Below are 26,600 nucleotides of genomic sequence, written 5' to 3' on the forward strand. Positions count from 1 at the left end.
GCGTGTCCCCGCTTGTGACTGCTTCCCGTGATTTTCCCGCCCGCCCCCGCAGCGCCGGTGGTGCGGCCGCCGACGCCTGGGGGAACGCCCCCTATCCCGTCGTAGTGGCCGATCGGCACGGCGGCTTGGCCTACCTCAACAAGGCCGCGCAGCTGCTGTGGCCCCAGGCGTCGCGCGGCGACTGGCTGCACGAGGCCGTGCCTTCGTGGCTGTCGGACGCCCATACCTACATCAGTGACGGGTTGCGCGGCATGGACGCCGACGTACTGGGCGGACCCGTCCACGATCGGTTCTTCGAGGCCCATGCGACGCCGGGCGCCGACGGCGATGTGGTGTGGTGGCTGATCGACGACACCGACCGCCGCCTGGCCGTAACGGCCCTGCGTACGGCGCAGGACCGCTCCGAGGCGCTGTCCGAGGTGTCGGCCACGTTGCTGTCGACGCTGAACGTGCCACGCTGCATGGAGGTGGCCGCTTTCATGGCCGCACAGCACCTGGCGGAAGCCGCCGTTCTCATCGCCCCCGCCCAGGGCCGGCGCCATCCCATGACCTACGCGGTGCAGGGCGGCCCCGTCACACAGATCTCCCAGCCGATCGACCCGCACAGCGTGCCCGGCCTGGCCGAGGCGCTGCAGGGCTTTCCCCCCGTGCCCGCGCGCTGGATCGACCCCGCCCGCATCCCCGACTGGGTTCTTCCCGACGGGTTCACCAAACCGTTGGGTTCCGTGATCGTCACGCCCCTGCCCGGTCACGGAGTACCCGCGGGCGCGTTGATCCTGCTGCGTTCCAGCACCGAACAGAGGTTCACCGAGGGCGAGGAGGTCTTCGCCCGTCTCTTCGCCGCCCGCGCCGGGGCCGCCCTGTCGGCGGCCCGCCTCTACACCGAGCAGGCGGACGTCACCGCCACGCTCATGCGCGAACTGATGCCCCCCTCCCTGACCCGGGTCCACGGAGTCGACTACGCCGGCAACTACCGGGCGGCCAAGGACCACGAGCACGTCGGCGGCGACTTCTACGACGTCCACCCCGGCGCCGACCGCTCCCAGGAAACCCTCGTGGTCCTCGGGGACGTCGCGGGCAAGGGCCTGGAGGCCGCGGTCCTGACGGGCAAGATCCGCAACACCCTGCACGCCCTGCTTCCCCTGGCCGGTGATCACCAGCGTGTCCTGGAACTGCTCAACGGAGCCCTGCTCTCCTTCCACCACACCCGTTTCGCCACCCTCGTCCTGGCCTCGGTGCGCCGTCGCGGCGGCAAGGCACATCTGCGGCTGACCAGTGCTGGACACATGCCACCGCTCATCATCCGCGCCGACGGCGAAGTGGAGGCGGCCGCCACCCGCGGCACGGTGGTCGGCGCCCTGCCGAGGGTCACCTCCCACACGGTGGAGACGGTCCTGAAGCCGGGGGAGACGTGCCTGCTGTACACCGACGGCATCACCGAGGCCCGCGGTGGCCCCTTGGGCGACGAGATGTTCGGCGAGGAGCGTTTGAGGCGGGCCCTGTCGGAGTGCGCGGGCATACCCGTGGAGGCCCTGGTGGAGCGGGTGCAGATGCTGGCCGCCCAGTGGCTGGGTACCGGACAGCACGACGACATGGCGGTCGTCGCCATCAGCGCACCCAAGACGGCCACCCTGTCCGTGGTCGACGGGCACGTTTCGGGCAAGAACTGGGAGGAAAGGTGAGCACGACCACATCGGCGGCGCAGGCTCTTCTGTGGCAGGCCGTGGCCGACGCGGACGAGAACGCGGCCATCGCCGTTCTGTACGACGCCATGGACGAAGGCCTGGACGAGGAAACCTTGTTGCTGGACGTCATCGCTCCCGTCCAGGAGAAGGTCGGCACCGAATGGGCTGCCGGCCGCATCACCGTCGCCCAGGAACACGCCGCCACCGCCATCAGCGAACGGGCCATGGCCGCTCTCGCCCACCGCCATCCGACCCGCCCGTCGCAGCCGGCCCGACGCGGCCGGATCACTGTCGCGTGCATCGACGGCGAATGGCACGCCTTCCCCGCCCGTCTCGTCTCCGAGACCCTGCGCCTGCGCGGCTGGCACGTCGACTACCTCGGCGCCCAGACCCCCACCCCGCACCTGATCGCCCACCTGCACCGCACCGGTTCCGACGCCGCGCTCCTCTCCTGCTCCCTCCCCACCCACCTGCCCGCCGCCCACGCGGCGATCACCGCCTGCCAGGCCATCGGCGTTCCCGTCATGGCCGGCGGCCGCGCCTTCGGCCCCGACGGCCGCTACGCCCGTGCGCTCGGCGCCGACCACTGGGCTCCCGACGCCCGCACCGCGGCCACCGCCCTCGAAGCAGGACTCGACCGGCCCGCACCCGCGGCGATACGGCAGACCATCGACGACCTGCCGCACCTGGACGACCAGGAATACACCCTCGTCATCCAGAACCGCGCCCAACTGGTCAAACAGACCCTCGCCGACCTCGAAGAGCGCTTCCCGGCCATGCGCGCCTACAGCACCGCGCAGCGTGACCGCACCACCGAGGACCTCGCCCACATCATCGGCTTCCTCGCCACCGCCCTCTACGTCGACGACGCCAGGCTGTTCACCACCTTCATCGCCTGGACGGCCGGCATCCTCTCCGCCCGTAACGTCCCCGTCACCAGTCTGCGCCTGGGCTTGGACGTACTGGTCGGACACCTACGGGACTTCCCCCGCGCTCTGACCTTCCTCACAGCAGCCACCGATGCGCTGCACACCACCTCCGATCACACCGGCCCGGGAATCACCGCATGACCTACCTGCCCACCGACCTCACCGTCACCGTCTGCAGCACCCACCCGCACGCGCTGCACCTGGCCGTCGCAGGAGACCTCGACTACGAGAGCGCCAGGCAGTTCACCCACGAAACCAACCAGGCACTGGACTCCCACCACCAAGAGCACGGACCGCTCCTACGGGACCTCCACCTGGACTTCAGCGGCCTGACCGGCATCGATTCCAGTGCCCTGAGCGCCCTCCTCCTCCTGCACCGTCGCACCCACCCCGCGGGCGTCACCCTGCACCTGGACCACCGACCCGTTCACATGACGCGCATCCTCGAGCTCACCGGCATCGCCGACCACCTCACCCAGGACGCCCGCACTCCCCACACCGCTGCCGGCACCACACCGGAAGACCAGGTGGAGAAGGCTTCCGCACCCTGAGCGATCCCGGCCCGTGAACCGTTCACGCGAACGCGGACACCAGGGACGGGTGGCGCCCCAGGCGTTGCAGGGCCGACCGGTGCGGGCGAGGAAGGACCGGGGCCGGTGGGGTTGTCGTTGATCCGGTGGACGCCCTGCCCGGTGGCGCCGACGACGTTACGGGGCAAAGCTCAGGAGGTCCGGCCGGTCATGCAGGTCCGGTGATGTGGACGGCGGGCTCGCCGCCCCCGCCGGCTGTCGCGGACCCGCGGAAGCGCGAGCTGTCCGGGCCCGTTCAGCCGGCGTCGGGTCTCTGCTCGGCCGAGGTGTCATAAGCGGCCCGCGCCTCGGCGATGGCGGACCGGTGCCGTTCGGCCCAGTTCACCAGCCCGGTCAGTGAAACGTGGAGCTCCTGGGCCATCGGTGTGAGGCTGTACTCGACCCTGGGCGGCACGGTCGGATACACGGTGCGGACGAGCAGCCCGTCCCGCTCCAGCCTGCGCAGGTTGAGGGTGAGCATCCGCCGGCTGATGCCTTTGATGGCGCGTTCGAGTTCGGTGAAGCGGACCGGGCCATGGGCGGCGGCGATCAGGATGCCGATGCTCCACTTGCCCGCCACGCGGTCGAGTACCTCGGTGACCGGGCAGGCTTCGTCCCTCAGCGCTTCGGTGACACGGGTGTGACTGCGTGACAAGAAAGTGCCTCCTTCCGACGAGCAGCAAGGTTATCGATGATGACTGTTGTTACAAGTCGTCAACCAAGGGGGAAACGGATGTCTGTTCGTGCTCTCGTCGTCGATCCGTCCGCATCCGCGGCCGTCCGCCTCGCCGAGGTTTCCGACCCCGTGTCCGGGCCGGGTCAGGTCCTGGTGGACGTCTCCCACGCCTCGTTGAACTACGGCGACCTCAACGACGCCCGCTCCGGGCGGATCCCTGTCGGTGCGGTGCTCGGTTCGGACGCGGCCGGAGTGGTCGTTCAGGCCGCAGCGGACGGAACCGGCCCGGCGGTGGGCACCCCGGTGGTGGCCCTGACCTCGGGGGCGTTCGCCGAGCGCGTCGCGATCGACGTGGCTGCGCTCGCCGAGGTGCCGAAGAGCTTGGACCTGGCGCAGGCGGTGGCCCTGCCCGTCGCCGGAGTGGCGGCACTGCGCTCGTTGCGGGCCGCCGGGCTCGGACCGGACAAGAGGGTCCTGGTCACCGGGGCCTCCGGCGGGGTCGGACGGTTCGCCGTCCAGTTGGCGGCGCGGGCCGGTGCCCACGTGATCGCGTCCGTGGGCTCGGCCGCCCGCGGGGAGGGGCTGGCCGAGATCGGCGCCGACGAGGTGCTGATTGGACTGGAGAGCCTCCAGCGACCGGTTGACGTGGTCGTCGACAGCGTCGGAGGCCCCCAACTGGTCGCGGCATGGAACCTGCTCGCCCCCGGGGGCAGCGTGCAGAGCGTCGGCTGGACATCCGGGGAGTCGGCGGTCTTTCCGCCGTATGCGACCGTCGGCCCGGCCAAGTCGCTGACGTCCTTCGTCATCGAGGGCGATGTCGGCGCGGACCTGGCGATTCTCACCGAGCTGGCCGCTGAGGGGGCCCTCGGCGTCGAGATCGGCTGGCAAGGATCCTGGGACCGCTTCGACGAGGCGGCCGAGGCGCTTCGCGGACGTCGGATCTCCGGAAAAGCGGTCCTGGAGGTGGCATCCGGTGAGCTGCACGCCCCGGTACCTGCTCCATAGGACCAGATCTGGTCGGACGATCACGCGCTCGGCCTTGCCCGTGGCTCCCTCTTCCGCTTGCGACCTGGGCAACCACGCCGGATCGTCATTCTTTCGGGTGGCGGACCAATCCGTCTGGCGGATCTTGACGAATACCCGGGCGTGAACAGTTTCCGCAGCATCCTCTCCCGTACCGCCCTGGGCACGGCGACCGGTCTGGTGGCCGGCTTCACGGCTCTGGCGGTGGCCGAGTTGGTCGCCGGGCTGTTCCGGCCCGCTGCCGGGCCGGTCACGGTCGTCGGCGGTGCGGTCATCGACCGGACGCCGGCGGCGGTGAAGGACTTCGCCATCCGTACGTTCGGGGAGAACGACAAGACCGTTCTCCAGCTCGGCATCCTCGTCGTTCTCGCTGTCATCGCCGCCGGTCTCGGCGTTCTCGCCCTTCGGCACAGGTGGGCCGGCGTATCGGGGGTTCTGCTGTTCGGACTCGTCGGCGCGGCCGCGGCGCTGAGCCGTCCCGATGCCGGGGGCGTGGCCGACGTGCTGCCCTCGCTCGTCGGTGCCGCGGCGGGCGCCGTGCTTCTCTGCTTTCTGGCTGGAAAGGCCGCGGCGGTCTCCGGCGGCACGGACGGTACGGGCGGTGGCGGCTGGGACCGGCGGGGGTTCCTCGTCCTGGCCGGCGCCGGTGTCGTCGGCGCCACGTCGGCCGGCTTGCTCGGCAGGTACCTGACGGGTCGCCAGAACCAGGGTGCTGTCGCCTCCAGGAACACCCTGGTCCTTCCGGCACCGACGTCACCTGCCCCGCCGGTGCCCAGGGGCACCCAGGTGAAAGCGGCGGGCATCACTCCCTTCACCACCCCCGACAAGGACTTCTACCGCGTCGACACCGCCCTGGTCGTCCCCAAGGTCGACGCCGGAACGTGGCGCCTGCGGATCCACGGCATGGGCGTCTCCCGCGCCCGGACCTTCACCCTCGAGGACCTCCTGGCCCGGCCGCTGATCGAGCGGGACGTCACCTTGACCTGTGTGTCGAACGAAGTCGGCGGCCCCTACGTCGGCAACGCCCGCTGGCTGGGCGTCCGTCTGGCCGACCTGCTGGCCGAGTGCGGAGTGAAGCCGCCGTCGAAGGGCGGCGCGGCCGACCAGCTCGTCGCCCGCTCCGTGGACGGCATGACGCTCGGCTCGCCGGTGGAGGACGTGATGGACGGCCGCGACGCCATGCTCGCGGTCGGCATGAACGGTGAGCCGCTCCCCTTCGACCACGGCTTCCCCGTGCGCATGCTCGTTCCGGGTCTGTACGGATACGTCTCGGCCTGCAAGTGGATCGAGGACATCGAGCTGACCACCTTCGACGCCTACGACGCCTACTGGGTCAAGCGGAAGTGGGCCCGTCGCGCCCCGATCAAGACCCAGTCGCGCATCGACACCCCCAAGCCGTTCGCCCGCCCCGCCGCCGGCACGGTCACCGTGGCCGGGGTCGCGTGGGCCCAGCGCCGCGGCATCACCCGCGTCCAGGTCCGTGTCGACGACGGCCCCTGGCGGGACGCCGACCTCGCCGCCCAGGACACCGTCGACACCTGGCGCCAGTGGTCCTACCGCTGGCAGGCCACCTCCGGGGGACACAACCTCACCGTGCGCGCCACCGACGCGACCGGCCAGGTCCAGACCGAACAGCGCACCAGGACCGTCCCGGACGGGGCGAGCGGCTGGCACAGCGTATTCGTCACCGTCACCTAGGGCCTGTCCGGCGGATCACGGCCGGGGCCGCGACCCTGATCCGCCGGACAGGCCCCGGACCACCCGACCATCCGAGAACGCCTTCGCGTACTCGGACGACCCCCGGCTTCCCCCGTGGAAGTCCGACCCTCTTTCAAGGAGCAACGAAATGAACTCCCTGCGCATCCGTCGTGGCGCGATCGCCGTGGCCGCCGCTGCCGTCCTGCCCTTCGCGCTCACCGCGTGCTCGGACTCCGGCAACGACGCCAAGACGACCTCGCCCACCTCGGCCGCCGCCGACCCCACCACGGAGAGCCAGGAGCCGGACAAGGACTCCGTCGCCATGGACGAGCCCTTCGGCCCCGCCTGCGCCGGCGTGCCCAAGGACGGCGCGGGCTCCTTCGACGGCATGGCCAAGGACCCCGTCGCCACCGCGGCCTCGAACAACCCTGCCCTGTCCACCCTGGTGACCGCCGTCAAGAAGGCCGGCCTGGTCGACACCCTCAACAACGCCCAGAACATCACCGTCTTCGCCCCGACCAACGACGCCTTCGCCAAGCTCCCCAAGGCCGACCTGGACAAGGTCCTGGCCGACAAGGCCACCCTCACCAAGATCCTGACCTACCACGTCGTCGGCCAGAAGCTCGCCCCCGAGCAGCTGGAGAACGGCTCCTTCGAGACCCTGCAGAAGGGCATGGTCACCACCACGGGCTCCGGCCAGGACTACACCGTCAACGACTCCTCGAAGGTCGTCTGCGGCAACGTCAAGACCGCGAACGCCAACGTCTACATCGTCGACACCGTCCTCATGCCCAAGTAGTCCCCGGACCGCTCCCGTGCGGCTCTGTCCAGAACGGCCCGTGGCCCCGCACCCCCTCACAAGGGGTGCGGGGCCACCGGCACGAGCCGGCTCCGAAAGCTCCGGGACAGCCGCAGGGCGCCGGTGCGCCGGCCCGCACGCTTCGGCTCCCGAGTCTTCGTGCCGTCGCCCGGGCGCCCCGGAAGGGGAACCCTCCCGCACCATGGTCCGCCCCGGCCCGTCATCCGGCGGCAAGAAGAGCGGGGAAGGGCCGCCCAGATCCCGGCCGGACACATGACAGCACCCGGGATCTGGGCGGCGGCGCAGGAGCAGGCTCCGTCAGGGAAGAGCAGCTCGTGCGACCGACCGCCTCTCGCATCCCCCGCTCATGGGGTACGGGAAGCGGCGAAAGCGTCACCGGTGACCGGTCGGCCACGGTGACAGGTCGCCGACGGTTTCCCCAGTTCCCGGATCACTGCCACCTTGCGTTGTTCCACACGACTCTCCCGCTGGCCGACACGCCGCGACCGCGGCACGATTCACCCGTACTTCGCAGCCGTCGGACGGTTGGATTGGGTGATGATCCGGAGGGCGGGCCGCACGGCCGTGTCGGCGGATCGGGCGGGGAGGGACATCCGGAGCACCGGGTGGTGACGGGCTGGAGCGATCCGCCCGCAGGTTCGAAGGCGAGTCCGACCGCTTTCGCGCCGGCGGTGTCGCCGGCGGTGAGGACGGTGCTACCACCCCGGCCACGCAGCCCATGTGCTGACGCTCCCGGCGTCGCGCCGACGGCGGGCTGCCCGTCGCCACGATTCGATCATGACTTCCCGGGCGACCTCTTCGGACTGTCCCCGGTCAGGCGCGCGGACCTGACGGCGCGCACGCCGGAGGCCGGGGTGCCGGTGATGCTGCCGGAGATCGACCGCCGTACCGAGGGCGCCCACGACCTGGTCGTCGAGCTGCGCCGGTACCGGGAGCGGGGTCGGCCGCTGCCGAAGGACGCGGCCCGGTGCACCGTGGACCCGGTCCGCTCCCGACCGCACGCGGTCGAGCACGTCGGCCACGAGCGGCGGCTGTGGCACCGGGTCCACCCGCCCACCGGCCGGGAGGGGCCGGTGCCGTTCGTGTTCGCGGACACCACCGGGGCGAAGGCCGCCGAAGTGTCGAACGGGCGGCGTGGCCGGGGTGATCGTCCGTCTGCCCGTGTGGTCCACTTCGTGTGCATGCTGAGCCCCGTCCGGGGTAGGCGGGTGCTGCCGCCGCCGGGAGTGGGGCGGGCGAGTCCGCTGGGCGAGGGGTGGGGAACATGACGACGGTGGCGGGGACCGGCACGAGGGCCACGAGAGCATGGGATGTCGAGCTGCCGGTGGTCCCTGATCCGGCGAAGGTGGCGCCGAAGGACGCGCGCTCGCTCTCGAAGCGGTTCCTGGAGCGGTTGGCGGTGCTGGAAGAAGGCACGCCCGAGTACCAGTACGCGCGGAACACGCTGATCGAGATGAACACCTCTCTCGTCCGCTACGCGGCCGGCCGGTTCCGCAGCCGCGGGGCGGATGAGATGGAGGACATCGTCCAGGTCGGCACGATCGGTCTGATCAAGGCGATCGACCGCTTCGAGCTGTCGCGCGAGGTGGAGTTCACCACCTTCGCGATTCCGTACATCGTCGGCGAGATCAAGCGGTTCTTCCGTGACACCTCCTGGGCCGTGCACGTCCCGCGCCGCCTCCAGGAAGCCCGCATCGAACTGGCCCGTGCCACCGAAGAGCTGCGCTCCCGCCTGGACCGCAGTCCGACGGTCAAGGAACTGGCCGAGCTGATGAGCCTGTCCGAGCAGGAGGTCATCGAAGCGAGGATTGCCGCCAACGGCTACAACTCCGCCTCCCTGGACGCCACCCTCTCCGGCGACGAGGACGGCGAGGCGGTCCTGGCCGACTTCATCGGCGTCGAGGACCCCGCCATGGAACTGGTCGAGGACTTCCACGCCCTGGCACCTCTCATCGCGGAGCTGGACGAGCGGTCGCGACAGATCATCCACTGGCGGTTCGTCGACGAACTCACCCAGGCCCAGATCGGAGAGCGGCTGGGCCGCTCCCAGATGCAGGTCTCACGACTGCTGGCACGCACGTTGAACCGCCTGCGCGAAGGCATGCTCACCACCGGCTGAGACCCTCGCCCGCGCACCGGCAGGCCCCGCACCCCCGAGCGATCGCCGGCCCGCCATCCCCTGCGCAGTACTGGACGCGGTAAGCAAGGAGAACCCGCATTGACCGAGGACCGGCACCAGACCGTGGACGAGACGCTCGCTCCCGCGGTCGACGCGCACCTGGAGATCCTGCTTCGCATGGTCGAAGCACAGCCCGGGGCCCGGATGGCGATCTGCCTGACCACACGGGGCGGCGTCGTAGCCGGCCATCTGGTGGCCGCGCGGACATGGGCGGAACGCTGGGAGGAGACCGTCGGCCAAGCCGACGAACAGCGGCAGGCCGAGGTGATGGCGCACCTGCCGCAGATGGTCCAGTCGACGCAACTGCACGGCGAGACCTCCGAGAACGGCCTGCATCCCTTCCTGCACCTGGTGGACGTCACCTTCATGTCCGTTCCCGGCTCCCTGACCTCCCCCGTATGGCGCGGGCGGGTCAGCGATGTCTGCGGATGGTCACTGGGCACCGTCTGACCGGCGGCCACCGCCGGAGAGGACCGGACTGGGCGGGAGCCCGCCGGTGTGCGTGGAGTACGGCCTGGGGCAAGGCCCGGCCGTGAGTCCCTTCGGCGACGAGACGTGCGGCGCACCGTCTCCAAGGACAATGCCCTGCGGTCAGGGAGGCCGTCGTGCGGCTGCGCGCCCTGGCAGACGAGACGCCCGTGGGCCGTCCCGTTCGCCTCACGCCGACCAGGAGCTGTGGGTGATCCCCGACCGTTCTGGAGCTGTGGAGCTGGGCATGAAATGATGTGATCATGCCCGGCCACTGGACCGGATCGGTCTTCCCAGGCGTCTTCGCCATCGCTGCGATCTTCGTCTCGGCCCGGGCCGCCTGGCGAAGCGCCTGGCGCGAGGCGGCCTGCTGGGCCATGACCACAGCGGCAATCACGCCCATGGTGCCTGTCGCATGGCGATTTTTCAGAGGTGAACCACCGGCTCGCAGGAGAGCGGTGCGGCTCGGGTGCGTCGGTCACCGGCCTCAGGCGCCGAGCACCCACGGTCCGGTGGGCCGGGACTCGTCGGCCGTCTACGGGGTGTTCTCCGGGTGAGCCGCGGGGCGGTGGGTACGGAGCAGGCGGACGCCTTTCACCACGTAGGCGGCGGCCATGAGCACGAAGCCGGCGGGAGTGAGCCAGACCAAGGGTTCCGCTACCGCCACGCTCAGCAGCAAGCCGCCGAAGAGCAGGAGGCAGCCAAGGGTCTCCAGAAGGTCAAGGAGTCCCTTGGAACGCACTGCGGGGTCGGGATCGCGCATGCGGCGGGTGACGGGCGCGAGGCCCAGGAGCTGCACGACGATGATGCCCAGTGCGACCCAGACGAACCAATCAGGTGTGTCCACGGCGCGGACTGTATCGCCGGTCCACAAGCCTCGGAACGAAGATCCAGAATCCGAAGCTTCGTTGTGATCAAGGAGTGCGCGGGTAGACGGGTGCCATGTTCTTCTTCAGCAACCGCATCGGCTGCCTGGGATCTCTCCTCATCAGCGTGGTGGCGACTGTCATCCTGTTCATGATCTTCAGCCGCTGATGCAACCGCCCACGCGCGTCACGTCCACCTCATGCCGATTCGGGAGAGTTGCCCGATCCGCTCCGGCGTCAGCGACGCCGCTCGGGAGCGTAGGTCGCTGATCCAGGCTCCGAATTCAAGCGCTACCTCCTGCCGCTCCTGTCCCTCCTCGTCGAGGTCGATGGTTCCGACGTGCTTCCCGGGAACGGTCAGGTGTCCCTCGCGTCCGTGGAACTGGCGGGCGGCGTAGTGCATCGCCCACTTGGCCGCCCGACCGGTAAGCGGCTTCGGCCTCTGCTGTTCAGGCTTCCGGTCCGGTGCGGACGACGGCCTGGTCGCCGTGCGGGCCGAACAGGTGCAGGATCTCGACCGCGCTGTCGCCCGCGGGCCCGAACCAGTGTGGTTCGCCGGTGTCGAACTCGGCGACCTCGCCGGGGCGCAGCGTGACGTCGGAGTCGCCCAGGATCAGGCGGAGTTCACCGGCGAGGACATAGAGCCACTCGTAGCCGGCGTGGGTGACGAGCTTCGGTTCGCGCGGGGCGAGCACCTGTTTGAAGACCTGCACACGGCCCGGGTACTGCGTGAGCGGGACCAGCACGCTGCCGCGGTCCTTGCGGTGCGGGCGCAGGTGCACCCGTGGGTCGCCGGTGGCCGGGGCCGCGACGAGCTGGTCCAGGGCGACGCGGTGGGCGCGCGCCAGCGGGATGAGCAGGTCGAGGGTGGGGCGCCGGATGCCCGACTCCAGGCGGGAGAGGGTGCTCACGGAGATGCCGGTGTCCTGGGCGAGCGCCTCCAGGGTGAGACCTCGGTCGCGGCGCAGGGTGCGCAGCCGGGGCCCGATGCCGTCGAGGATCTGTGTGAGTTCGGCGTCCATGGCCCCTATTTTGCGGTCTCCGCAAAGACGCTGGGTGCGGGCGGCCGCCTGGTCGGAGCATGGCGGCACATGATCCCGACGGAAGGCGCTCGCCGATGACCACGACCTCTTTGCCGGCAGAAACCGGACTCGGTGCGCGCCGGCGCTGGACGGTCCTCGCCGTCTGCGCGCTGAGCATGTTCCTGGTGGGGCTGGACACCACCATTGTCAACGTGGGACTCCCCGCGATCGGGGAAGGCCTGGGGACCGGTACGCGGGGCCTGGAGTGGGTGGTGGACGCCTACACCGTCGTCCTGGCAGCGCTCCTCATCACCTCCGGCGCGCTCGCCGACCGCTTCGGACGCCGACGGGTGTTCCGCGTCGGCCTGGTCGTCTTCGGGGCCGCGTCGCTGGTCTGCGCGGTGGCACCGTCGCTGGGTGTCCTGATCGCGGCGCGGGCCGCGCAGGGAGTCGGCGCGTCGATGCTGAGCCCGGTGGCCCTGGCGATCGTGGTGAGCACGATGCCCGATCCGAAGGAGCGGGCCAAGGCCATCGGGATCTGGGCATCGGTGTTCGGTCTGAGCATGGCGGCGGGGCCGGTCACCGGCGGGGCGCTCGTCGCGGCGCTCGGCTGGCGGGCGGTGTTCTGGGTCAACGCCCCGGTCGTCGTGGTCGCGCTGGTGCTGGTCGCGGTGTTCGTGCCGGAGTCCCACGGGCAGCGCACGCGCCGCCTGGACCTGCCTGGGCAGGTGCTCCTCATACTGGCCCTGGGGGCAAGCGTCTGGGTACTCATCGAGGGCCCGCGCATCGGCTGGACCTCTCCCGTGGCCGTGGCCGGATATGCGCTGATCGCCGTCACCACGGCCGCGTTCGTCCGGGTCGAGACTCGCCGGAGCGAACCGCTGATGGACCTCGGGCTCTTCCGGCGGCCGGTGTTCACTGCAGCGGTGCTGGGAGCCGTCGCCGTGTTCGTCGCCCTCAGTACGGCCCTGCTGCTGAACACGCTCTACCTCCAGCACGCCCGCGGCTGGTCCCCCCTCGCAGCCGGGCTCACCACCCTGCCCATGGCGCTCGGCGCCACCTTGTGCGCGCCCTGGGCCGGCAGCCTGGTGAGCCGCCTCGGGCCACGGCGCCCCTTGCTCCTGGCCGGTGCGTTCACCGCGGCGGGCGGGCTGTGCCTGGCCGACCTCGGCCAGGACACCGGCATAAGCCTCCTGCTGACGGCCCAGTTGCTGCTCGGGATCGGGTTCGGCTTCGCCAACGCGCCCCTCACCAATACCGCGATCAGCGGCCTCCCCACCTCCCGGGCGGGCGTGGCCGGGGCCATCACGTCCACCGCCCGCCAGGTCGGCTCCGCCGTCGGGGTGGCCGTCGCGGGGGCCCTGATCGCCGGAGCCGGGCCGGACGCACTGGCCCGGGCGGCACGTCCCGGCTGGCTGCTGGTGGCGGCCTGCGGGCTGTTCCTGATGGGCGTCGCACGGGCCGCCGCGCCGGTGCGCCGGGAAGTGTGACGGCCGAGGCGCCGGCGAAGGGGCACCCTGGGGTACCGGTCCGGCTTTGGACACCGGCCCTGCCTTCGCCGCCCCGGATCCGGCCGGAGATCCGCGACCGTGCCGACCACACCGTGGAGGTACGGAACGAGGAGACCTGGCCGCTGGAACGCACCCGCTGGACCCCCGCGTACCTCACGGCCCAGGGTCTTGCCGCCGACCCGCCATCCCGCCGACCGCTTCGGGATCGCTTTCCTCCCACGTCCGCCGGTCAGGAGCCTCTTCCGGCTGGACGGTCACGGTGGACACCGGACTCACCGGATCCATGACGCCGCGGCTGTACGTCGAACTGCAGGACGCCGACGGCATGGACCTCATCGTCGAGAAAGGGAACGCGGGCCGGTGCGTTCCCTTCGAAGGCCCCTACGGATACAGCCGCGACCACGCCGCCACCGGATGGCAGAACCTCGCCCTGCGGGCACTCGGCACCGACCGGTCGTGCCCCTTCGAAGGAGCCGTCGCGATCGCGGGGAACTGCCGTCTCGACCGGGCCGACGTCGGTCAGGACGGTCTTCGCGCGGGTGCCCTTGCGGCTGTCGCCGCTGTTCTTCCCGGCCGGGTCGTGTTCGTCATGGCCGAGATGACCGGTGATCACGCCCTCAAGGGCGGACTCCAGCACCCACTCCGTCAGCTGCTGGAGCGGTCCGGCCTCGCCGGTCGACTGCAAGTCCTCGGCCTGGGCCCGGAACACCACCTCATCGATGCGTCTTCCTTGATCGGGAGTTGCACCGAACGATTCACAGTCCCCGGACGAGAAAAACAGCCGTCGAGGTGTGTGGGCGCTGGGACAGGGGGCATGCGAGGGTGGAGCGAATGGGACCGCTCCGAAAAGGGCAGGGCCTGCCGGTACTCCCCCCTTCCGGCAGGCTCTCGGGTTGCCGGGCGGCCCGCACCACTGGGTGATGGTGCGGGCCGCCCGGCATGTTCCGCCTCTGGCATCCATGAACGGGTGCTCGGGGGCCGTGAGCCTGTGCAAGGCACACGACTCGGACTCTGCCGGGGCAGGAGCTCGGACCGCCGCGTGCACGTGGTCCGTCCCTTCGGGGGGCTGAAGTTCCTTGTGCGCTGGAGGGGGAGAGGCGGTGTCCGGGAACGCCGAACTTCGACGCGTCGAGTCTCGCCGTGTCAGTTCTTCGAGCGGAGGATGTCGATGTTGCCGTACTTGGTGCGGGCGCGGATCTTGACCGTGTCCTCGGTCTCTTCGGGAGCTCTGGAAGAGGTGAGGGCGTTGCGGACCTGGCCATTGGTCGAGCTGACGTCGAGCCAGGCGGCGGTGCCCTCGCGAACACCTACCTCGATGGCGCCGTAGGAGGTCTCCAGCTGAATGGTGCCACGGGTCACTTCGGCTACGCGCAGGGTGCCGTGGGCGGTGGTGGCGGTGACCGAGTTCTCGGCCCGCCGGATGTCGATGTCGCCGTTGGCACCGCTTACTCGCAGTTCACCAGTTGCTGTGCCGACGGTGGTGCTGCCGTGGGAGTTCTTCAGGACGGCGGATCCGTCGACGAGGCCGACGCGCAGACTGCCGGAGCTGGTGGTGATCTCGGCCGAGCCCTCGACCCGATCCACGGTGATCGAGCCGTGTGAGGCTTTCAGGTGCAGCGGGCCGGTCACATCGAGGCGGGCGTCGCCGGACGAGGTCTTCACGCGAACCTCGCCGAGGCGGCCTTCGCCGAGCACTTGGGTCCAGGCGCCAGTCACATCGACGTGTGAGTCGGTGGGCAGTTCGACCGTCACGTCAACGGTGCCGGGGCGGCGAAGCGAATTGCGCGGCTTGGGCGTTCGGACGGTCAGCGTGCCGTTCGCGTACTGGACCTCGGTCTGTTCGACGGTCCGCACGTCCCTGTCCTTCTCCGGGTCGCGGGGCTGTACCAGGACGACAGTGTCGGTGCGGTCGCTCGCGGTCAACCGGATGGAACCGGCTTCGATGTGGGCGGTGACCGAGACCGGCTCGGGAGTGTCGAAAGAAGCCATGGCTGTCCCGTCCTCTTGGGTCTTCAGGGCGTCCCCGCTGGTGGGACGTGATGTGAGTGAAGGGCGGACCGGTGCGACTAGCGCATCCAGCCCGTGACGCTCTGCCCGATGGTCCGGGTCGTCTCCGTGGGCCGCGGACGTACTCCGCCCTGGACTGCGAGCGACACGGCTCGTACGAGCCACGCGTTGACCGACAGGCCTTCTGCTGCCGAGGCCTCCTCGGCGCGGGCCTTCAGATGTGCCGGCAGACGCAGGTTGACGCGTGCGGTGCCACCTTCGTCGCCCTCGGCCGGGGTCATGGACCTGGGCGGTTCGGAGGGCATGGCCTGCTCTACCGGGGTGCCGCGGTCGGCGGGCGGCAGTGTCACCACGAAGTCGGGGTCCAGTCCGCGCAGCCGTACGTCGACCGAGCCCGGGGCGATTTCGCGAGTGACCTCGTCCATCGCGGCGGAGAGCACATTGAGCAGGGTCAGCCGGGTCGCCGACTCCAGAGGAGCGGTGAGCCGCTCGGCCAGTCGGCGGGCGTCCTCCCCGCCGGCCTCGGCGGCCACCGCAAGTTCGCGGCGAAGGGTGTCGACATACGGGGTGAGGTCCATGGCGCAAGAGTGGCACCACTATGGCGCCATATGCAAGCTCAAGTGGCCAACCTGAGTGACTCGTCACTCGAGTGGGCATTTTGACCTGTGTCGATGCGATGAAATCGCGTCCCCTTCGCCGCCAAGGCGCGTGCTCCTCCTCTTGGAGGGGTTGCTGGATTGCATTCCGTGGCTCCGATGGCGTCGGTCTTGGATCACGCCTATGGGGGGCCGCACGCTCCACCGGGATGACGCCAATGTGTATGTTGCTGGCGCCATTTATGTGCCATGGTGGTGCCATCGGTGGCGCTTCCTTGGCGTTCTGGGCCATGGGATGTGCATCTTGCGAAGTTCGGCATCAAGGGGGTGGACCGTGCAGACGACGCGAAGTCATCAGCAGGCAGTACCCAGTACCCTCACCGCCCTCACCCGCTTCGTATTCTGCGGTGGCGGCGTGGGGGTGGCTTCCGGCTTCGCCGTTGCAGCCCTTGGTGCGCGGATCCCCTGGGTCCTGGCCAATGCCCTGATTGCAGTGCTTTCCACGCTCCTCGCCACCGAGCCGCACGCCCGTTTCACCTTTGGCGCCGGCATCGGACGGTTCGCCGCACTGCGCACGGTCGTCTTCGCGCAGGACCGCCCGCGGACCGCGACCAGTGCCCCTGCGCTCCAGACCTTGCACACCGTCGCCCCGCGTACCTCGGCCCCGATCTGTTACGTGGCACCGGACCGTGCCGCTGACCTCGAGCCGCAGAGAGCGGGCCCTGCCGGCCGCCGACAGCATCACCGAACGACACGCCCTGCTCCCTCTCGCGAGTTCACCGCGCAACGCTCTTCCACCGGAGGACACCATGCAGAACGAACCGACGACTCGCCGCGTGACCGAGCCCGTCACACTCCCGCTGCGGCGCACCGCCGGCTGCCCCTTCGACCCGCCCGCCGGCCTGGCACACCTGCGCGACGTGACGCCCTTGGCCCGGATGAGGTACCCCGATGGACACCTCGGCTGGCTCGCCACCGGTCACTCCACCGTTCGCGCCGTCCTGGGCGACCCCCGCTTCAGCTCCCGCTACGAGCTGATGCACTACCCCTTCCCCGGCGGCCCCGAGGGGCCGCTCCCGCCGGCGCCCGTCGGTGACATGACCGGAATGGACGCGCCCGAGCACACGCGCTTCCGGCGCCTCCTCGCAGGAAGTTTCACCGTGCGCCGCATGCGTGAACTCACCGAGCGCGTCAAGGACATCACTGCTGAGCATCTGGACGCGCTGGAGCGGGTCGGCCCCGGGGCCGACCTGGTCGAGGTGTTCGCCCGGCCCATACCCGCGCTGATGATCTGCGAGTTGCTCGGTGTGCCCTACGCCGACCGCAGGCGCTTCCAGAACCACGCCCACACTCTGATGTCCCAGGACGCCACGCCCGAGGAGCGTCATGACGCCATGGTCGGCCTCCAGGAGTACATGGCTGAACTGGTAGCCGCGAAGAGCACCGCGCCCTCCGACGACCTGCTCGGCGACCTCGTCCGGAACTCCGACCTCACTGAGGAGGAACTCGTCGGCATCGGAGGCTTCCTGCTGGCCGCGGGGCTCGACACGACTGCCAACATGATCGCTCACGGAACGTTCGCGCTGCTCGCCGACCCCGACCGGATCGAGGCTCTGCGCGCGGACCCGGCGCTTGCACCGCATGCCGTCGAGGAGCTGATGCGCTACCTGACCATCGCCCACACCACCGTGAAGACCGCACTGGAGGATGTGGAACTGGGCGGCCGGACGATCAGGGCAGGTGAGAGCGTCGCCCTCTCGCTCGAAGCCGCCAATCGCGACCCGGAGCGCTTCCCCGACCCGGATGTCCTCGATCTGCACCGCAAAGCCACCGGACACCTCGGCTTCGGCCACGGCATCCACCAGTGCCTCGGCCAGCAACTGGCCCGCGTCGAACTGACTGTCGCCCTTCCCGCACTGTTCGACCGGTTCCCCACTCTGCGACTCGGCATACCGGCCGAGGAGATACCGCTGCGGACGGACATGAACATCTACGGCGTCCACCGTCTGCCGGTCGTCTGGGACGAGGGCTGATTCCGTGGACGTCCAAGCTGACCGGGACCGGTGCCTGGGTGCCGGCATGTGCGTTCTGACCGCCCCCGGCGTCTTCGATCAGGACGAGGACGAGGGGTTGGTCCTCCTGCTGGATCCCAGGCCGCCGCAAGACCGGCACGCAGCCGTTCGCATCGCGGCCGGGGTGTGCCCGGCCGAGGCCGTCACCATCAGCGAACCGGGCTCCTCCACCACTGTGCGCACGGCGACCTCCGCTCCCGGCCGGCGCGGGGACGGGATCTTCACGGAGCCTTTTTCGCCCTGAACAGTCGCATTTCAGCCGGGTGTGAACGCCTTGGACGATGGTACCGATGCGTCAGGTGGAGCATCGGGTTCGGCGGAGGACGCACCAGCACTTCATCGGGTTGTTCGCGGTGGTTCTTGTACGGGGTGCGGACGGTGACGCCGGCACCCTGGTGGGCACGGTCCGCCAGGACGAGGATCCGCCGGGTCGGGCAGGCCTGGACGACACCGTGGGTCCGGGCCGCGGTCAGGTCATGGGTGCGGCCCGGCGTTGCACGCGAGAACCACAGGGGGTGCCGTCCGGACGGGCGATGACGTGGCTTGCCCCAAGGCCGGGTATTGATCAGAAACGGTTCGGGTTCTGGGCCGTTGTAGGGGGGCGAGCGATCTGGTGGGGGATGCGCGGCACCTGCCGCCGCCGGCGCAGGAGGCCCTGCGGTTGAGGACGGTGGTCGCACCGGTGTCGGGTGAGTCGGCCGAGCTGCGCGAGGCCCGCCAACGCATCCGGCTACCGGAGCAGGAGAACGAGGTGTTCCGGAGGGCTGCGGCGTATCTGTCGCAGGCGAACCTGCCGTCAAAACGACGTGCCCGCTCGTCCGCGAGCCGGCCGCCGCCGCTGCCCCTCACCGGGTGCCGGTGGCGGCGACGTGCCGGGTGCTCGCACTGGCCCGCCAGCCCTGCTACCGGTGGCTGGACCGGCCGGGGCGGCGTGTTCAGCGGGTGGAGATGCTCCGCGCGTGCTGCCGCCCAGTCGATCCGTGCTTCGGCTCCGCTCCTGGCCTGGCCCGACCTGAGGGCGTGACCTCGACCCGGGCGCGCACGGCGCTTGCGTACCCCGCGAGCCGGATGGCGTGGCGCCATGCCACATCCTGCGCGTCGAAGCGCCTGACGCGGTACGCCTCGGCGTTCACCCTGGTACCCCAGGGCACCTTCCTGTTCCACGCGACCCTGCGCGACATCATCCGTCTCGGCCGTGCGCACGCCTCCGACGTCGAGGCCGAAGCCGCCGCGCGGGCCGCCGAGGCGCACAAGCCCATCGCGGCGCTGCGGGAAGGGCACGACACCGTCGCCGGCGAACTCGGCGCGTTCATGTCCAGCGGCCAGCGGCAACGTATCGCGATCGCAACCTCGACGCGGTCGGCGAGCGGGCGGTCGCCGAGGCGCGGCGCGCCCGCACCGCCCTGGTCATCGCCCACCGCCTCTCGACCATCCTGACCCCCGACCGGATCGTCGTCCTCTCCGGCGGGTGCGTCGCGGAAGCCGGCGCCCACGAGGAGCTTGTCGCCCCCCGGCGGGGTCTACGTCGAACCGCTCGCCCCGAAGTGCGTCGGATTCTCTGGACCGGACGCCTGATCTGTGGCGTTCGATGCCCTTTCGACCCCGGTGGGCGGGGCGTTCCACCCGCACCGTATTGAAAATGAGTGTCATCATCGTATAGAAGTGCGACATGCTCATCTCCCGAAAGCGGCCGGAGCGACCGAAGGCCGGAGTCCGGCCCTTCGCGCTCACCGCACTCCGGCATCCCGCGGTCTCCAAGCTCCTGGCGGACCACCGCGCCCTGCTTGGCGACCTCCTGGACGGCCTGGGGTCACCGCTGCACGCCGTGCTGCCCGAGGTCTTCGAGGAGAACGTCGGAGAACTCCGCCGGGTGTTCGCCGAGACCGGTGTCACCGCCGACATCCTGTTCGCCAAGAAGGCCAACAAGGCCGACTGCTTCGTCACTTCGGCTGCCGCCCTCGGCGTCGGCGTCGACGTCGCCAGTGCCCCCGAACTGGTCAAGGCACTGGCCGGGGGAGTGCCCGGCCGGCGGATCGGGATATCCGGCCCGGAGAAGGACGACGCGCTGCACGCTCTCGCCGTCCGGCACGACTGCCTGGTCGCCGTCGACTCGATCAGTGAACTGAGGAGACTCGCGAGGGCGGCGCGACTTGCCGGACGCCGGGCCGCGGTGCTGCTGCGGTCCCGTACGGCCGGACAGACGGGCAGCCGCTTCGGCCTGTCCGGCGACGAGCGCCGTGCCGCCGTGGGTCTGTGCGGGGAACTCGCCGACCATCTCGTCCTCCGGGGATTCTCCTTCCACCTCAACGGCTACTCCCCGGCGGAGCGCGCGACGGCCGCGAACGAGATGATCGAACACTGCCTCGACGCCCGGCGGCACGGTTCGCCCTCCGCCGACCTCGTGAACATCGGCGGCGGCTTGCCCGTCCGCTACGTCGAGCCGCGGCTGTGGAACGAGTTCCTCGCGCAGAACGAGCCCGCCCACTACCACGCCGCCAAGGACTTCAAAGACTTCTACCCGTACGGGGGACGGTCGGCTGCCCAGGCCGCGCGGGCGATCATGGCGCACCCGCTCGGCGGCGGCGAGAGCCTGTCCGCGAAGGCGAACCGCCACGGCATCCGGTTCGTTGTCGAGCCCGGCCGGGCCCTCCTGGACCAGGCCGGGTTCACGATGTACCGCGTCCAGCAGGTCGACGACCGGCGGGAGTCCGACGGGTACGCGATCGTCACCGTCGCGGGCAGCAGCTTCAGCCTCTCCGAGCAGTGGTTCGGCAGCGACTACCTCCCCGATCCCCTGCTGATCTCCGCCGAGTCGGGCGCCGACGAGCCCTTCCCGGCGTGCGTCGCGGGCTCGACCTGTCTGGAGAGCGACATGGTCACCTGGCGGAAGATCGGCTTCCCGCGACCCGTGCACCGCGGTGACCACCTGGTCTACCTCAACACGGCCGGCTACCAGATGGACTCCAACGAGTCCCCGTTCCATGACGCCCCCCTGCCGTCGAAGGTCGTGCTCCGGTTCGGCGGCGACCTCGGCGCCGACGGCGCTCCGCCGCGCTGGCGATTGGACGGAATCCACTGAGACCTCTGACCCGTCCGACGCGAACACCCTTGAAGGAGAAGACTCTTATGTCCCCGAGCTACGCCCCGCCCGGGCAGCTGTGGCTCTTGCCGCAGGCGCAGCAGGAGGGCCTCGACCTCGACCACCGCCAGGTGATCGCGGTCGTCGAACAGGCCTACCGCGCGCTGCGCGAAGGCGGCTCGAACAACCCGGTCAAGACGATCATCGACGACCCCGACCACCGCTCGCTGAGCTACTCGATGGTGGCCAGGGACGCCGGCAGCGGCACCGTCTGCTTCAAGGCCGTCTACGAGTTCGATCCCCGGCGGACGCGGGACGCCTACGGCTTCCACTCGTTCGTCTTCCTGGTCGACGACACCACCGGCGCCCCCATCGCGCTGATGGACGTGGTGAAGCTCGGCCCCCTGCGGTCCTCCGCCACCACCGCCCTGTTCGCCCGCGCGGCCCGCCCCGACGCGCGGACCGCCCTCGTCGTCGGCACCGGCGTCCAGGGGCAGGCGGCGCTGCCGATGCTCGTCGCGGGCCTGCCGGAGCTGGAGCGGCTGCAGGTGTTCGGCACCTACCCGGAGGGGCTGCGCGCCGTCCGGAACAGCGCCGGCGGCCGCGAGGTAGAGGTCGTCACGGACCTGAGAAAGGCCGCCGGTGAGGCGGACATCGTCATCGGTGCCGCCGGCCTCTCCGTCACGGAAGAGGTCCGGCGCGACTGGATGAAGCCCGGCTCGGTCGCCGTGCTCCTCGGGTACGGCGTGCACGCCGACGTGTGCCACGGAGCGGACTACCGGATCGCCACCGACACCGCCCAGATGCACGCCACCTGCGACGACCTGCGCGGCCCGGACGGCAGCCTGCCCCCGGTCGACGCCCAGCTGCCGGACATCCTGCTCGGCCGGGCGCCCGCCCGGCGCCGTCCGGAGGACGTGGTCTTCGCCTACAACAGCGGCATGGCGGTCACCGACGCCGCACTGGGCCGGTACGTAGCCGACCTCGCGTTGGCGAGCGGCCGCGGGGAAAAGGTCAACTTCTGGTGAGCAACACGACCGACACGACCGACACGACCGGCGCGACCCGAGCCGAACAGGCGGGCGCCGGGTGGTGGGTCAGGAACTCGCGCGCGCTCCTCGGACTCGCGCTCCCGCTGGTCCTGACCAACTTCGCCTACGTCGCGCTGACCACCGTGGACATCGTGATGCTGGGACGGCTCGGCGCGCTGGAGATCGCCGCCGCCGGCCTGGCCATCGCACTCTTCAACCAGCTGCGCACGACCGGAACCGGCCTGGTGACCGGCGTGAGCAACCTGGTGGCCGAGGCACGCGTCCGGGACGACAAGGCACGGATCGGCGCGCTGCTGTTCGCGGGATTCTTCTGGGCGACCGTCTGCGGTGTGGTCTTCTGCGCGGCGCTGCTGCTGATCGGACCGCTGCTCGTCCTGCTGGGCCAGGACCCGAAGGTGGTCGACAAGGCCGGTGAGTTCCTGGTGGTCCTGGCGCCGGGCATGCTGCCCTGCTTGTGGTTCCAGAACCTGCGGCACTTCACCACCGGCCTCAAGCGCCCCGGCCCGCTCCTCGCCATCACGCTGGCTTCGGTCGGAGCCACGATCGGCCTCAACCACGCACTCATCTACGGAAAGTTCGGGCTACCCGAGTTCGGCTTCGTGGGCGTGGCGATCGCCACCGTCACCGTGTTCCTGCTGTCCTTCCTGGCGTTCGTCGCGGTGATCCTGCGCGACGGCGTCCTCCGCCCGTACCTCACCTCGCTCCACGCGTGGCGCTGGAACGGGGACGCGGTCCGGTCGGTCTGGCGCCTGGGCCTGCCGATCTCGGGGACGTACGCCTCGGAGGCCGGGTTCTTCAGCGTGCTCACCCTGGTCATCGGCTCCCTGGGCGTCGAGGCCCTGGCCGCGCAGACGGTGCTCAACCAGATCGTCTACATCGTCTTCATGATCTCCGCCGGCCTCTCCCACGCGGCGTCGATCCACATCAGCGAGGCCGACGGCCGCAACGATTACGTGACGGCCCGCAGAACGGGCCTCCTCGCCACGGCATGGGGTGTGATCACGACCCTGGTCGTCGCGGTCGTGTACCTGGTGATCCCGGAACCGATCGTGTCGCTGTTCGTCTCGGCCGAGCACGCCGACAACGCGGACGTCATCGCCCTGACCGTGACCGGACTGCTCATCGCCGCCCTCATGCAGGTCTTCGACGCCACCCAGAACATCGGCAACGGCATCCTCCGCGGCATCGGGGACACCGCCGGCCCCTTCAAGATCTCCCTCGTCGGGTACTGGCTGATCGGTCTCCCCTCGGGTTACCTGCTCGGGGTGACCGCCGACTGGGGCGTCGAGGGCGTCTGGATCGGCCAGACCATCGGCCTCGCGGCCACCGCCACCATCCTGCTGACCGCCTTCCTGCGCCGGGCCGAGCGGCTCCGGCGGGAGACGTCCGGCGCACCCGCCCCCGAACCGGAGTCGTCATGAACCCCATCCTCGCGCCGGTCGCCTCGGCTTCCCTGATACGCGGGGAGGTGGCGGGCCTGCCCGGCTACGATCCCGGCGCCGACCCCGACGAGGTCGCCGCCCTCAGCGGCTCCGACCGCGTCATCAAGCTCTCCAACAACGAGAACCCGTACGGCTCTTCCCCCGCGGTCGACGAGGCCGTCCGGGCGTCGCTGGCCGGCGGTGTCTCCCGCTACCCGGACCCCACCGGCAAGCGCCTGGCCGAGGCCGTCGGGACGAGCCTGAACGTGCCGGCCGAGCGGGTGGTGCTCGGCAACGGCTCGGAGAACATCCTGGAACTGCTGTGCCGGGCCGTACTGGACCCCGGTGACCTGGTGGTCACCCAGGCGCCCGGCTTCAGCCTGCACGAGACCTTCCCCCGCGTCATGGGCGCCCGGGTCCACAAGGTCCCGGTCACCGCCGAGTTCGGGTTCGACGCGGACGCCTGGCGCGACGCGCTGGCCGCGGGCCCCAAGCTCGTCTTCCTCGCCAACCCGTGCAACCCCACCGGCGCGGCGCTCACCGCCGGCGAGCTGGAGCAGGTCGTGGCCGCCACCCCCGAGTCGGCCCTGCTGGTGCTCGACGAGGCGTACGGCGAGTTCGCCCGCGCCGACCCGGAGTACCCCGACGGGCTGAAGGCGCTCCGCGCGCTGGACCGGCCGTGGATCGTCCTGCGCACCTTCTCCAAGGCGTACGGCCTCGCGGGCTTCCGCGTCGGCTACGGCATCGCCTCCGACACGGCCCTGATCCGGGCACTGGACCGGGTGCGCACCCCGTACAACGTCAACCGGCCCGCCCAGGACGCCGCCGTCGCGGCACTGGGCGACCGGGCACACCTGGCGGAAACGGTTCGTCTGACTGCGCTGGAGATCGCCAGGGTCACCGGCCGCCTGCGCGACGCGGGTCTGCGCGTGGCCCCGTCCGCGACCAATTTCCTCTTCATCGACACCGGCCGCCGCTCCGACCGGGTAGCCCATGAGCTGCACCGGGCCGGAATCATCGTCAAGGCGTGGCGCGAGCCGGGTTACGAGACCTACATCCGAGCCTCCCTGTCCACCCCTGAGGACAACGACGTCTTCGTGGGGTGCCTGACGGAGATCTGCGCGAAGGACACGACGTGATCAAGACCAGGATTTCCGACCTGGTGGGGCGAACGCCCCTGCTCAAGCTGCACACCGCGGAAGGCGGAGCCACCGTCCTGCTGAAGCTGGAGCAGTTCAACCCCACCGGAACCGCCAAGATCCGGATGGCCAGGAACATGGTCGACGAGGCCGAGGAGGCCGGTCTCCTGGCCCCCGGCGGATGGCTGGTCGAGTCCACCTCCGGCAACACCGGACTCGGCCTCGCGCTCATCGCCGCCGAACGCGGCTACAAGTTCACCGCCGTGGTCGACAACCACTCCAGCACGGACAAGCTGCGCGGCATGCGCGCCTATGGCGCCGACATCCTCAACGTCGCGGGCGACGAGGACGGCCTCGCCACCGCCGAACGCGACACCACGGCCGAGCGCCTCGCGGCCGAACACGGCGCCTACTGGACCGCCCAGCACCGCAACCAGGGCAACCCCAACGGCTACCGGCCGCTCGCGCGTGAACTCCACGAGGATCTCGGCGACGACATCCAGTACCTGTACGGGGCGGTCGGCACCGGCGGTTCGCTCTGCGGCACCGGCCGCTTCCTGCGGGAACGCATCCCCGACCTCAAGATCATCGGAGTCGAACCGGAGGGCTCCGTCCTCTTCGGCGGAAAGGGCGCGCCCTACCACCAGTCCGGCACCGGTACCCCCGAGGGTTCCGAGATCGGCCCCGTCGTCGACTACGAAGTGATCGACCAGGGGCTCAAGGTCAGCGACGCGGAAGCCTTCGAGACCTGCCGCTATCTGGCCAGGAACTTCGGTCTCCTGATCGGTGGTTCGGCAGGCGGGGTGGTGTTCAAGGCCCTGGAGCAGGCGCAGAGCGCGCCGCCCGGATCCACCATCGTCGTGCTGGTCTGCGACGGCGGCGACAAGTACCTCCACACCGTCTTCGACGACGACTGGATGGCCACCCACGGCCTCTTCGACGAGCAGGTCGTCCACCGGCTGGCCGCACTGCTGCAGTAGGCGCGCAACTTGGGCGTCAGGACGGTCTGCCTGACGCCCCGAGCCCGCCCGGAGTCATCAACTCCCTTTCCCCTCTTCACCTTTCTCCTCTTCTTCACGGACTGGTAGCCTCCTCATGATGAGAACGAAAACGATTGTCATAATTGTCACGGCTCTGGCGGCCCTCACGGCCACCGGATGCGGAACGGACGCGTCCTCCGAGGCCGACGCGAAGGCCAAGGGCACGACGACGGCGACGAGCGCGACGACCTACCCGTTCACTCTCAAGAACTGCGGTACCAACGTCACTTACAAGGCCGCGCCGCAGAAGGTCGTCACGCTGAACCAGACCGCCGCGGAGATCCTCATCCACCTCGGGGTGGGGGGCCGGATCGCCGGCACGGGCTACGAGATCGAGAAGACGCCGCCGGCGATCGCCGCGCAGTACGAGAAGATCCCCGTCCTGTCCGCTCCCGGCGCGGAGATCAAGCACGAGAAGCTGCTTGAGGCCCAGCCGGACTTCGTCTACGGCTCCTTCGCCAGCATGTTCACCAAGGAGCAGTCCGGTGAGCGCAAGCAGCTCCACGACCTGGGCGTCCCCACCTATCTGACCGAGTTCGACTGCACGTACCACGAGAGCGTGACGAACGCGGACTTCACGATGCTGTTCGAGGAGTACCGTCGCCTCGGCAGGATCATGGGTGTGCCCGAGGCCGGCGAGAAGCTGGCGACCGAGCAGAAGGCCATGGTGGACAAGGCGGTCGGCGCCGTCGAGAAGCGGGACAAGCCGCTCAAGGTGATGTGGTTCTACTCCACCTACGAGGGCACC

Annotated in this window: 25 protein-coding genes and 2 pseudogenes; 19 read left to right on the plus strand and 8 right to left on the minus strand. The window is 70.2% G+C overall.

Translation table 11 applies throughout. From position 1 onward, the window contains the following. Positions 1-104: 104 nt before the first annotated feature. Genes OO47_RS25530 through OO47_RS25540 form a run of 3 tightly spaced genes read left to right on the plus strand, consistent with a single transcriptional unit; the run spans position 105 to position 3,165 of the window. Positions 105-1,682, plus strand: a complete 1,578-nt coding sequence (locus OO47_RS25530; RefSeq protein ID WP_030219829.1) for a PP2C family protein-serine/threonine phosphatase — start codon at positions 105-107, stop codon at positions 1,680-1,682. Next, positions 1,679-2,755 (plus strand): cobalamin B12-binding domain-containing protein, encoded by a 1,077-nt coding sequence (locus tag OO47_RS25535; protein ID WP_030219826.1) that lies wholly within the window; start codon positions 1,679-1,681, stop codon positions 2,753-2,755. The genes OO47_RS25530 and OO47_RS25535 overlap by 4 nt, the downstream gene beginning before the upstream one ends. Further along, a complete protein-coding gene (locus tag OO47_RS25540) occupies positions 2,752-3,165 on the plus strand; it encodes an STAS domain-containing protein (RefSeq protein ID WP_051716259.1) in 414 nt (137 codons plus the stop codon). The genes OO47_RS25535 and OO47_RS25540 overlap by 4 nt, the downstream gene beginning before the upstream one ends. Before the next feature lie 274 nt (positions 3,166-3,439). Here OO47_RS25540 and OO47_RS25545 read toward each other — a convergent pair whose 3' ends face one another. Continuing rightward, on the minus strand, positions 3,440-3,838 hold the full coding sequence (locus OO47_RS25545; RefSeq protein ID WP_030219822.1) for a winged helix-turn-helix transcriptional regulator: 399 nt from the start codon (positions 3,836-3,838) through the stop codon (positions 3,440-3,442). A gap of 78 nt (positions 3,839-3,916) precedes the next feature. Here OO47_RS25545 and OO47_RS25550 point away from each other — a divergent pair, with 78 nt between their 5' ends. The 6 genes from OO47_RS25550 (at position 3,917) to OO47_RS25575 (ending at position 10,029) form a co-directional block, all read left to right on the plus strand. Next, positions 3,917-4,864 carry a zinc-binding dehydrogenase gene (locus OO47_RS25550; protein WP_030219821.1) on the plus strand — a complete coding sequence of 316 codons (948 nt, stop codon included), beginning with the start codon at positions 3,917-3,919 and terminating at the stop codon, positions 4,862-4,864. Between the two features lie 114 nt (positions 4,865-4,978). After that, positions 4,979-6,580 (plus strand): sulfite oxidase, encoded by a 1,602-nt coding sequence (locus OO47_RS25555; protein WP_033210288.1) that lies wholly within the window; start codon positions 4,979-4,981, stop codon positions 6,578-6,580. Positions 6,581-6,728: 148 nt separating this feature from the next. Next, positions 6,729-7,379 carry a fasciclin domain-containing protein gene (locus tag OO47_RS25560; RefSeq protein WP_030219815.1) on the plus strand — a complete coding sequence of 217 codons (651 nt, stop codon included), beginning with the start codon at positions 6,729-6,731 and terminating at the stop codon, positions 7,377-7,379. A gap of 884 nt (positions 7,380-8,263) precedes the next feature. Then, positions 8,264-8,668 (plus strand): hypothetical protein, encoded by a 405-nt coding sequence (locus OO47_RS34125; RefSeq protein WP_078489909.1) that lies wholly within the window; start codon positions 8,264-8,266, stop codon positions 8,666-8,668. Further along, the gene (locus OO47_RS25570; protein WP_030219812.1) at positions 8,665-9,519 is read left to right on the plus strand and encodes an RNA polymerase sigma factor SigF; all 855 of its coding nucleotides are present in this window, start codon (positions 8,665-8,667) and stop codon (positions 9,517-9,519) included. Before OO47_RS34125 ends, OO47_RS25570 begins: the two co-directional genes overlap by 4 nt. Positions 9,520-9,618: 99 nt before the next feature. Beyond that, entirely contained in the window at positions 9,619-10,029 is a 411-nt protein-coding gene (locus OO47_RS25575; protein ID WP_030219810.1) for a hypothetical protein, read from the plus strand. 553 nt (positions 10,030-10,582) lie between these two features. Here OO47_RS25575 and OO47_RS25580 read toward each other — a convergent pair. The 3 genes from OO47_RS25580 to OO47_RS25595 form a co-directional block, all read right to left on the minus strand. Beyond that, a complete protein-coding gene (locus OO47_RS25580) occupies positions 10,583-10,894 on the minus strand; it encodes a hypothetical protein (RefSeq protein WP_030219807.1) in 312 nt (103 codons plus the stop codon). A 206-nt stretch (positions 10,895-11,100) separates the two neighbouring features. Next, on the minus strand, positions 11,101-11,316 hold the full coding sequence (locus tag OO47_RS25590) for a helicase associated domain-containing protein (protein ID WP_051716256.1): 216 nt from the start codon (positions 11,314-11,316) through the stop codon (positions 11,101-11,103). 46 nt (positions 11,317-11,362) lie between these two features. Then, positions 11,363-11,935 (minus strand): helix-turn-helix transcriptional regulator, encoded by a 573-nt coding sequence (locus OO47_RS25595; protein WP_030219801.1) that lies wholly within the window; start codon positions 11,933-11,935, stop codon positions 11,363-11,365. Between the two features lie 95 nt (positions 11,936-12,030). Here OO47_RS25595 and OO47_RS25600 point away from each other — a divergent pair, with 95 nt between their 5' ends. Beyond that, complete coding sequence (locus OO47_RS25600) at positions 12,031-13,425, plus strand: MFS transporter (RefSeq protein ID WP_030219798.1); 1,395 nt, start codon at positions 12,031-12,033, stop codon at positions 13,423-13,425. Positions 13,426-13,909: 484 nt separating this feature from the next. On the opposite strand, the pseudogene OO47_RS25605 reads toward OO47_RS25600, so the two are convergent. The 3 genes and pseudogenes from OO47_RS25605 to OO47_RS25615 all read right to left on the minus strand — a co-directional run. Beyond that, positions 13,910-14,167: pseudogene (locus OO47_RS25605) on the minus strand (transposase); the annotation flags it as partial. 422 nt (positions 14,168-14,589) lie between these two features. Beyond that, positions 14,590-15,435 (minus strand): DUF4097 family beta strand repeat-containing protein, encoded by an 846-nt coding sequence (locus OO47_RS25610; protein ID WP_030219792.1) that lies wholly within the window; start codon positions 15,433-15,435, stop codon positions 14,590-14,592. 77 nt (positions 15,436-15,512) lie between these two features. Further along, entirely contained in the window at positions 15,513-16,031 is a 519-nt protein-coding gene (locus OO47_RS25615; RefSeq protein ID WP_030219790.1) for a hypothetical protein, read from the minus strand. An 827-nt stretch (positions 16,032-16,858) separates the two neighbouring features. Between OO47_RS25615 and OO47_RS25620 the strand changes: the two genes are divergently transcribed. Beyond that, entirely contained in the window at positions 16,859-18,082 is a 1,224-nt protein-coding gene (locus OO47_RS25620; RefSeq protein ID WP_030219788.1) for a cytochrome P450, read from the plus strand. A 4-nt stretch (positions 18,083-18,086) separates the two neighbouring features. Beyond that, positions 18,087-18,365, plus strand: coding sequence for a ferredoxin (locus OO47_RS25625; protein ID WP_078489911.1), 279 nt, complete (start codon positions 18,087-18,089; stop codon positions 18,363-18,365). A gap of 51 nt (positions 18,366-18,416) precedes the next feature. Here the strand turns inward: OO47_RS25625 and OO47_RS35450 are convergent. Then, positions 18,417-18,659: pseudogene (locus OO47_RS35450) on the minus strand (transposase family protein); the annotation flags it as partial. Between the two features lie 482 nt (positions 18,660-19,141). On the opposite strand from OO47_RS35450, the gene OO47_RS25630 reads away from it, so the two are divergent. The 7 genes from OO47_RS25630 to OO47_RS25660 form a co-directional block, all read left to right on the plus strand. Beyond that, a complete protein-coding gene (locus OO47_RS25630) occupies positions 19,142-19,558 on the plus strand; it encodes an ABC transporter ATP-binding protein/permease (protein ID WP_030219783.1) in 417 nt (138 codons plus the stop codon). Between the two features lie 232 nt (positions 19,559-19,790). After that, positions 19,791-21,200, plus strand: a complete 1,410-nt coding sequence (locus tag OO47_RS25635) for an alanine racemase (protein WP_051716255.1) — start codon at positions 19,791-19,793, stop codon at positions 21,198-21,200. A gap of 47 nt (positions 21,201-21,247) precedes the next feature. After that, positions 21,248-22,228 (plus strand): ornithine cyclodeaminase, encoded by a 981-nt coding sequence (locus tag OO47_RS25640; protein WP_030219775.1) that lies wholly within the window; start codon positions 21,248-21,250, stop codon positions 22,226-22,228. Then, on the plus strand, positions 22,225-23,673 hold the full coding sequence (locus OO47_RS25645; RefSeq protein WP_030219772.1) for an MATE family efflux transporter: 1,449 nt from the start codon (positions 22,225-22,227) through the stop codon (positions 23,671-23,673). Before OO47_RS25640 ends, OO47_RS25645 begins: the two co-directional genes overlap by 4 nt. Further along, positions 23,670-24,812: a histidinol-phosphate transaminase gene (gene hisC, locus OO47_RS25650; protein ID WP_030219769.1), complete on the plus strand. Its 1,143-nt coding sequence runs from the start codon at positions 23,670-23,672 to the stop codon at positions 24,810-24,812. The genes OO47_RS25645 and hisC overlap by 4 nt, the downstream gene beginning before the upstream one ends. After that, positions 24,809-25,792: a PLP-dependent cysteine synthase family protein gene (locus OO47_RS25655; RefSeq protein WP_030219766.1), complete on the plus strand. Its 984-nt coding sequence runs from the start codon at positions 24,809-24,811 to the stop codon at positions 25,790-25,792. The genes hisC and OO47_RS25655 overlap by 4 nt, the downstream gene beginning before the upstream one ends. Before the next feature lie 118 nt (positions 25,793-25,910). Then, the coding region (locus tag OO47_RS25660) for an ABC transporter substrate-binding protein (RefSeq protein ID WP_033210290.1) at positions 25,911-26,600 on the plus strand (690 nt) is incomplete at its 3' end.

This window comes from Streptomyces bikiniensis (assembly GCF_000716625.1).
GTDB classification, from domain to species: domain Bacteria; phylum Actinomycetota; class Actinomycetes; order Streptomycetales; family Streptomycetaceae; genus Streptomyces; species Streptomyces bikiniensis.

What these genes read in the sequence shown, in the direction of transcription:
- OO47_RS25540 (WP_051716259.1), top strand. Translation starts at nt 2,752, where the DNA reads ATGACCTACCTGCCCACCGACCTCACCGTCACCGTCTGCAGCACCCAC.
- OO47_RS25550 (WP_030219821.1), top strand. Translation starts at nt 3,917, where the DNA reads ATGTCTGTTCGTGCTCTCGTCGTCGATCCGTCCGCATCCGCGGCCGTC.
- OO47_RS25560 (WP_030219815.1), top strand. Translation starts at nt 6,729, where the DNA reads ATGAACTCCCTGCGCATCCGTCGTGGCGCGATCGCCGTGGCCGCCGCT.
- OO47_RS34125 (WP_078489909.1), top strand. Translation starts at nt 8,264, where the DNA reads ATGCTGCCGGAGATCGACCGCCGTACCGAGGGCGCCCACGACCTGGTC.
- OO47_RS25570 (WP_030219812.1), top strand. Translation starts at nt 8,665, where the DNA reads ATGACGACGGTGGCGGGGACCGGCACGAGGGCCACGAGAGCATGGGAT.
- OO47_RS25590 (WP_051716256.1), bottom strand. Translation starts at nt 11,316, where the DNA reads ATGCACTACGCCGCCCGCCAGTTCCACGGACGCGAGGGACACCTGACC.
- OO47_RS25595 (WP_030219801.1), bottom strand. Translation starts at nt 11,935, where the DNA reads ATGGACGCCGAACTCACACAGATCCTCGACGGCATCGGGCCCCGGCTG.
- OO47_RS25600 (WP_030219798.1), top strand. Translation starts at nt 12,031, where the DNA reads ATGACCACGACCTCTTTGCCGGCAGAAACCGGACTCGGTGCGCGCCGG.
- OO47_RS25610 (WP_030219792.1), bottom strand. Translation starts at nt 15,435, where the DNA reads ATGGCTTCTTTCGACACTCCCGAGCCGGTCTCGGTCACCGCCCACATC.
- OO47_RS25615 (WP_030219790.1), bottom strand. Translation starts at nt 16,031, where the DNA reads ATGGACCTCACCCCGTATGTCGACACCCTTCGCCGCGAACTTGCGGTG.
- OO47_RS25620 (WP_030219788.1), top strand. Translation starts at nt 16,859, where the DNA reads ATGCAGAACGAACCGACGACTCGCCGCGTGACCGAGCCCGTCACACTC.
- OO47_RS25635 (WP_051716255.1), top strand. Translation starts at nt 19,791, where the DNA reads ATGCTCATCTCCCGAAAGCGGCCGGAGCGACCGAAGGCCGGAGTCCGG.
- OO47_RS25640 (WP_030219775.1), top strand. Translation starts at nt 21,248, where the DNA reads ATGTCCCCGAGCTACGCCCCGCCCGGGCAGCTGTGGCTCTTGCCGCAG.
- hisC (WP_030219769.1), top strand. Translation starts at nt 23,670, where the DNA reads ATGAACCCCATCCTCGCGCCGGTCGCCTCGGCTTCCCTGATACGCGGG.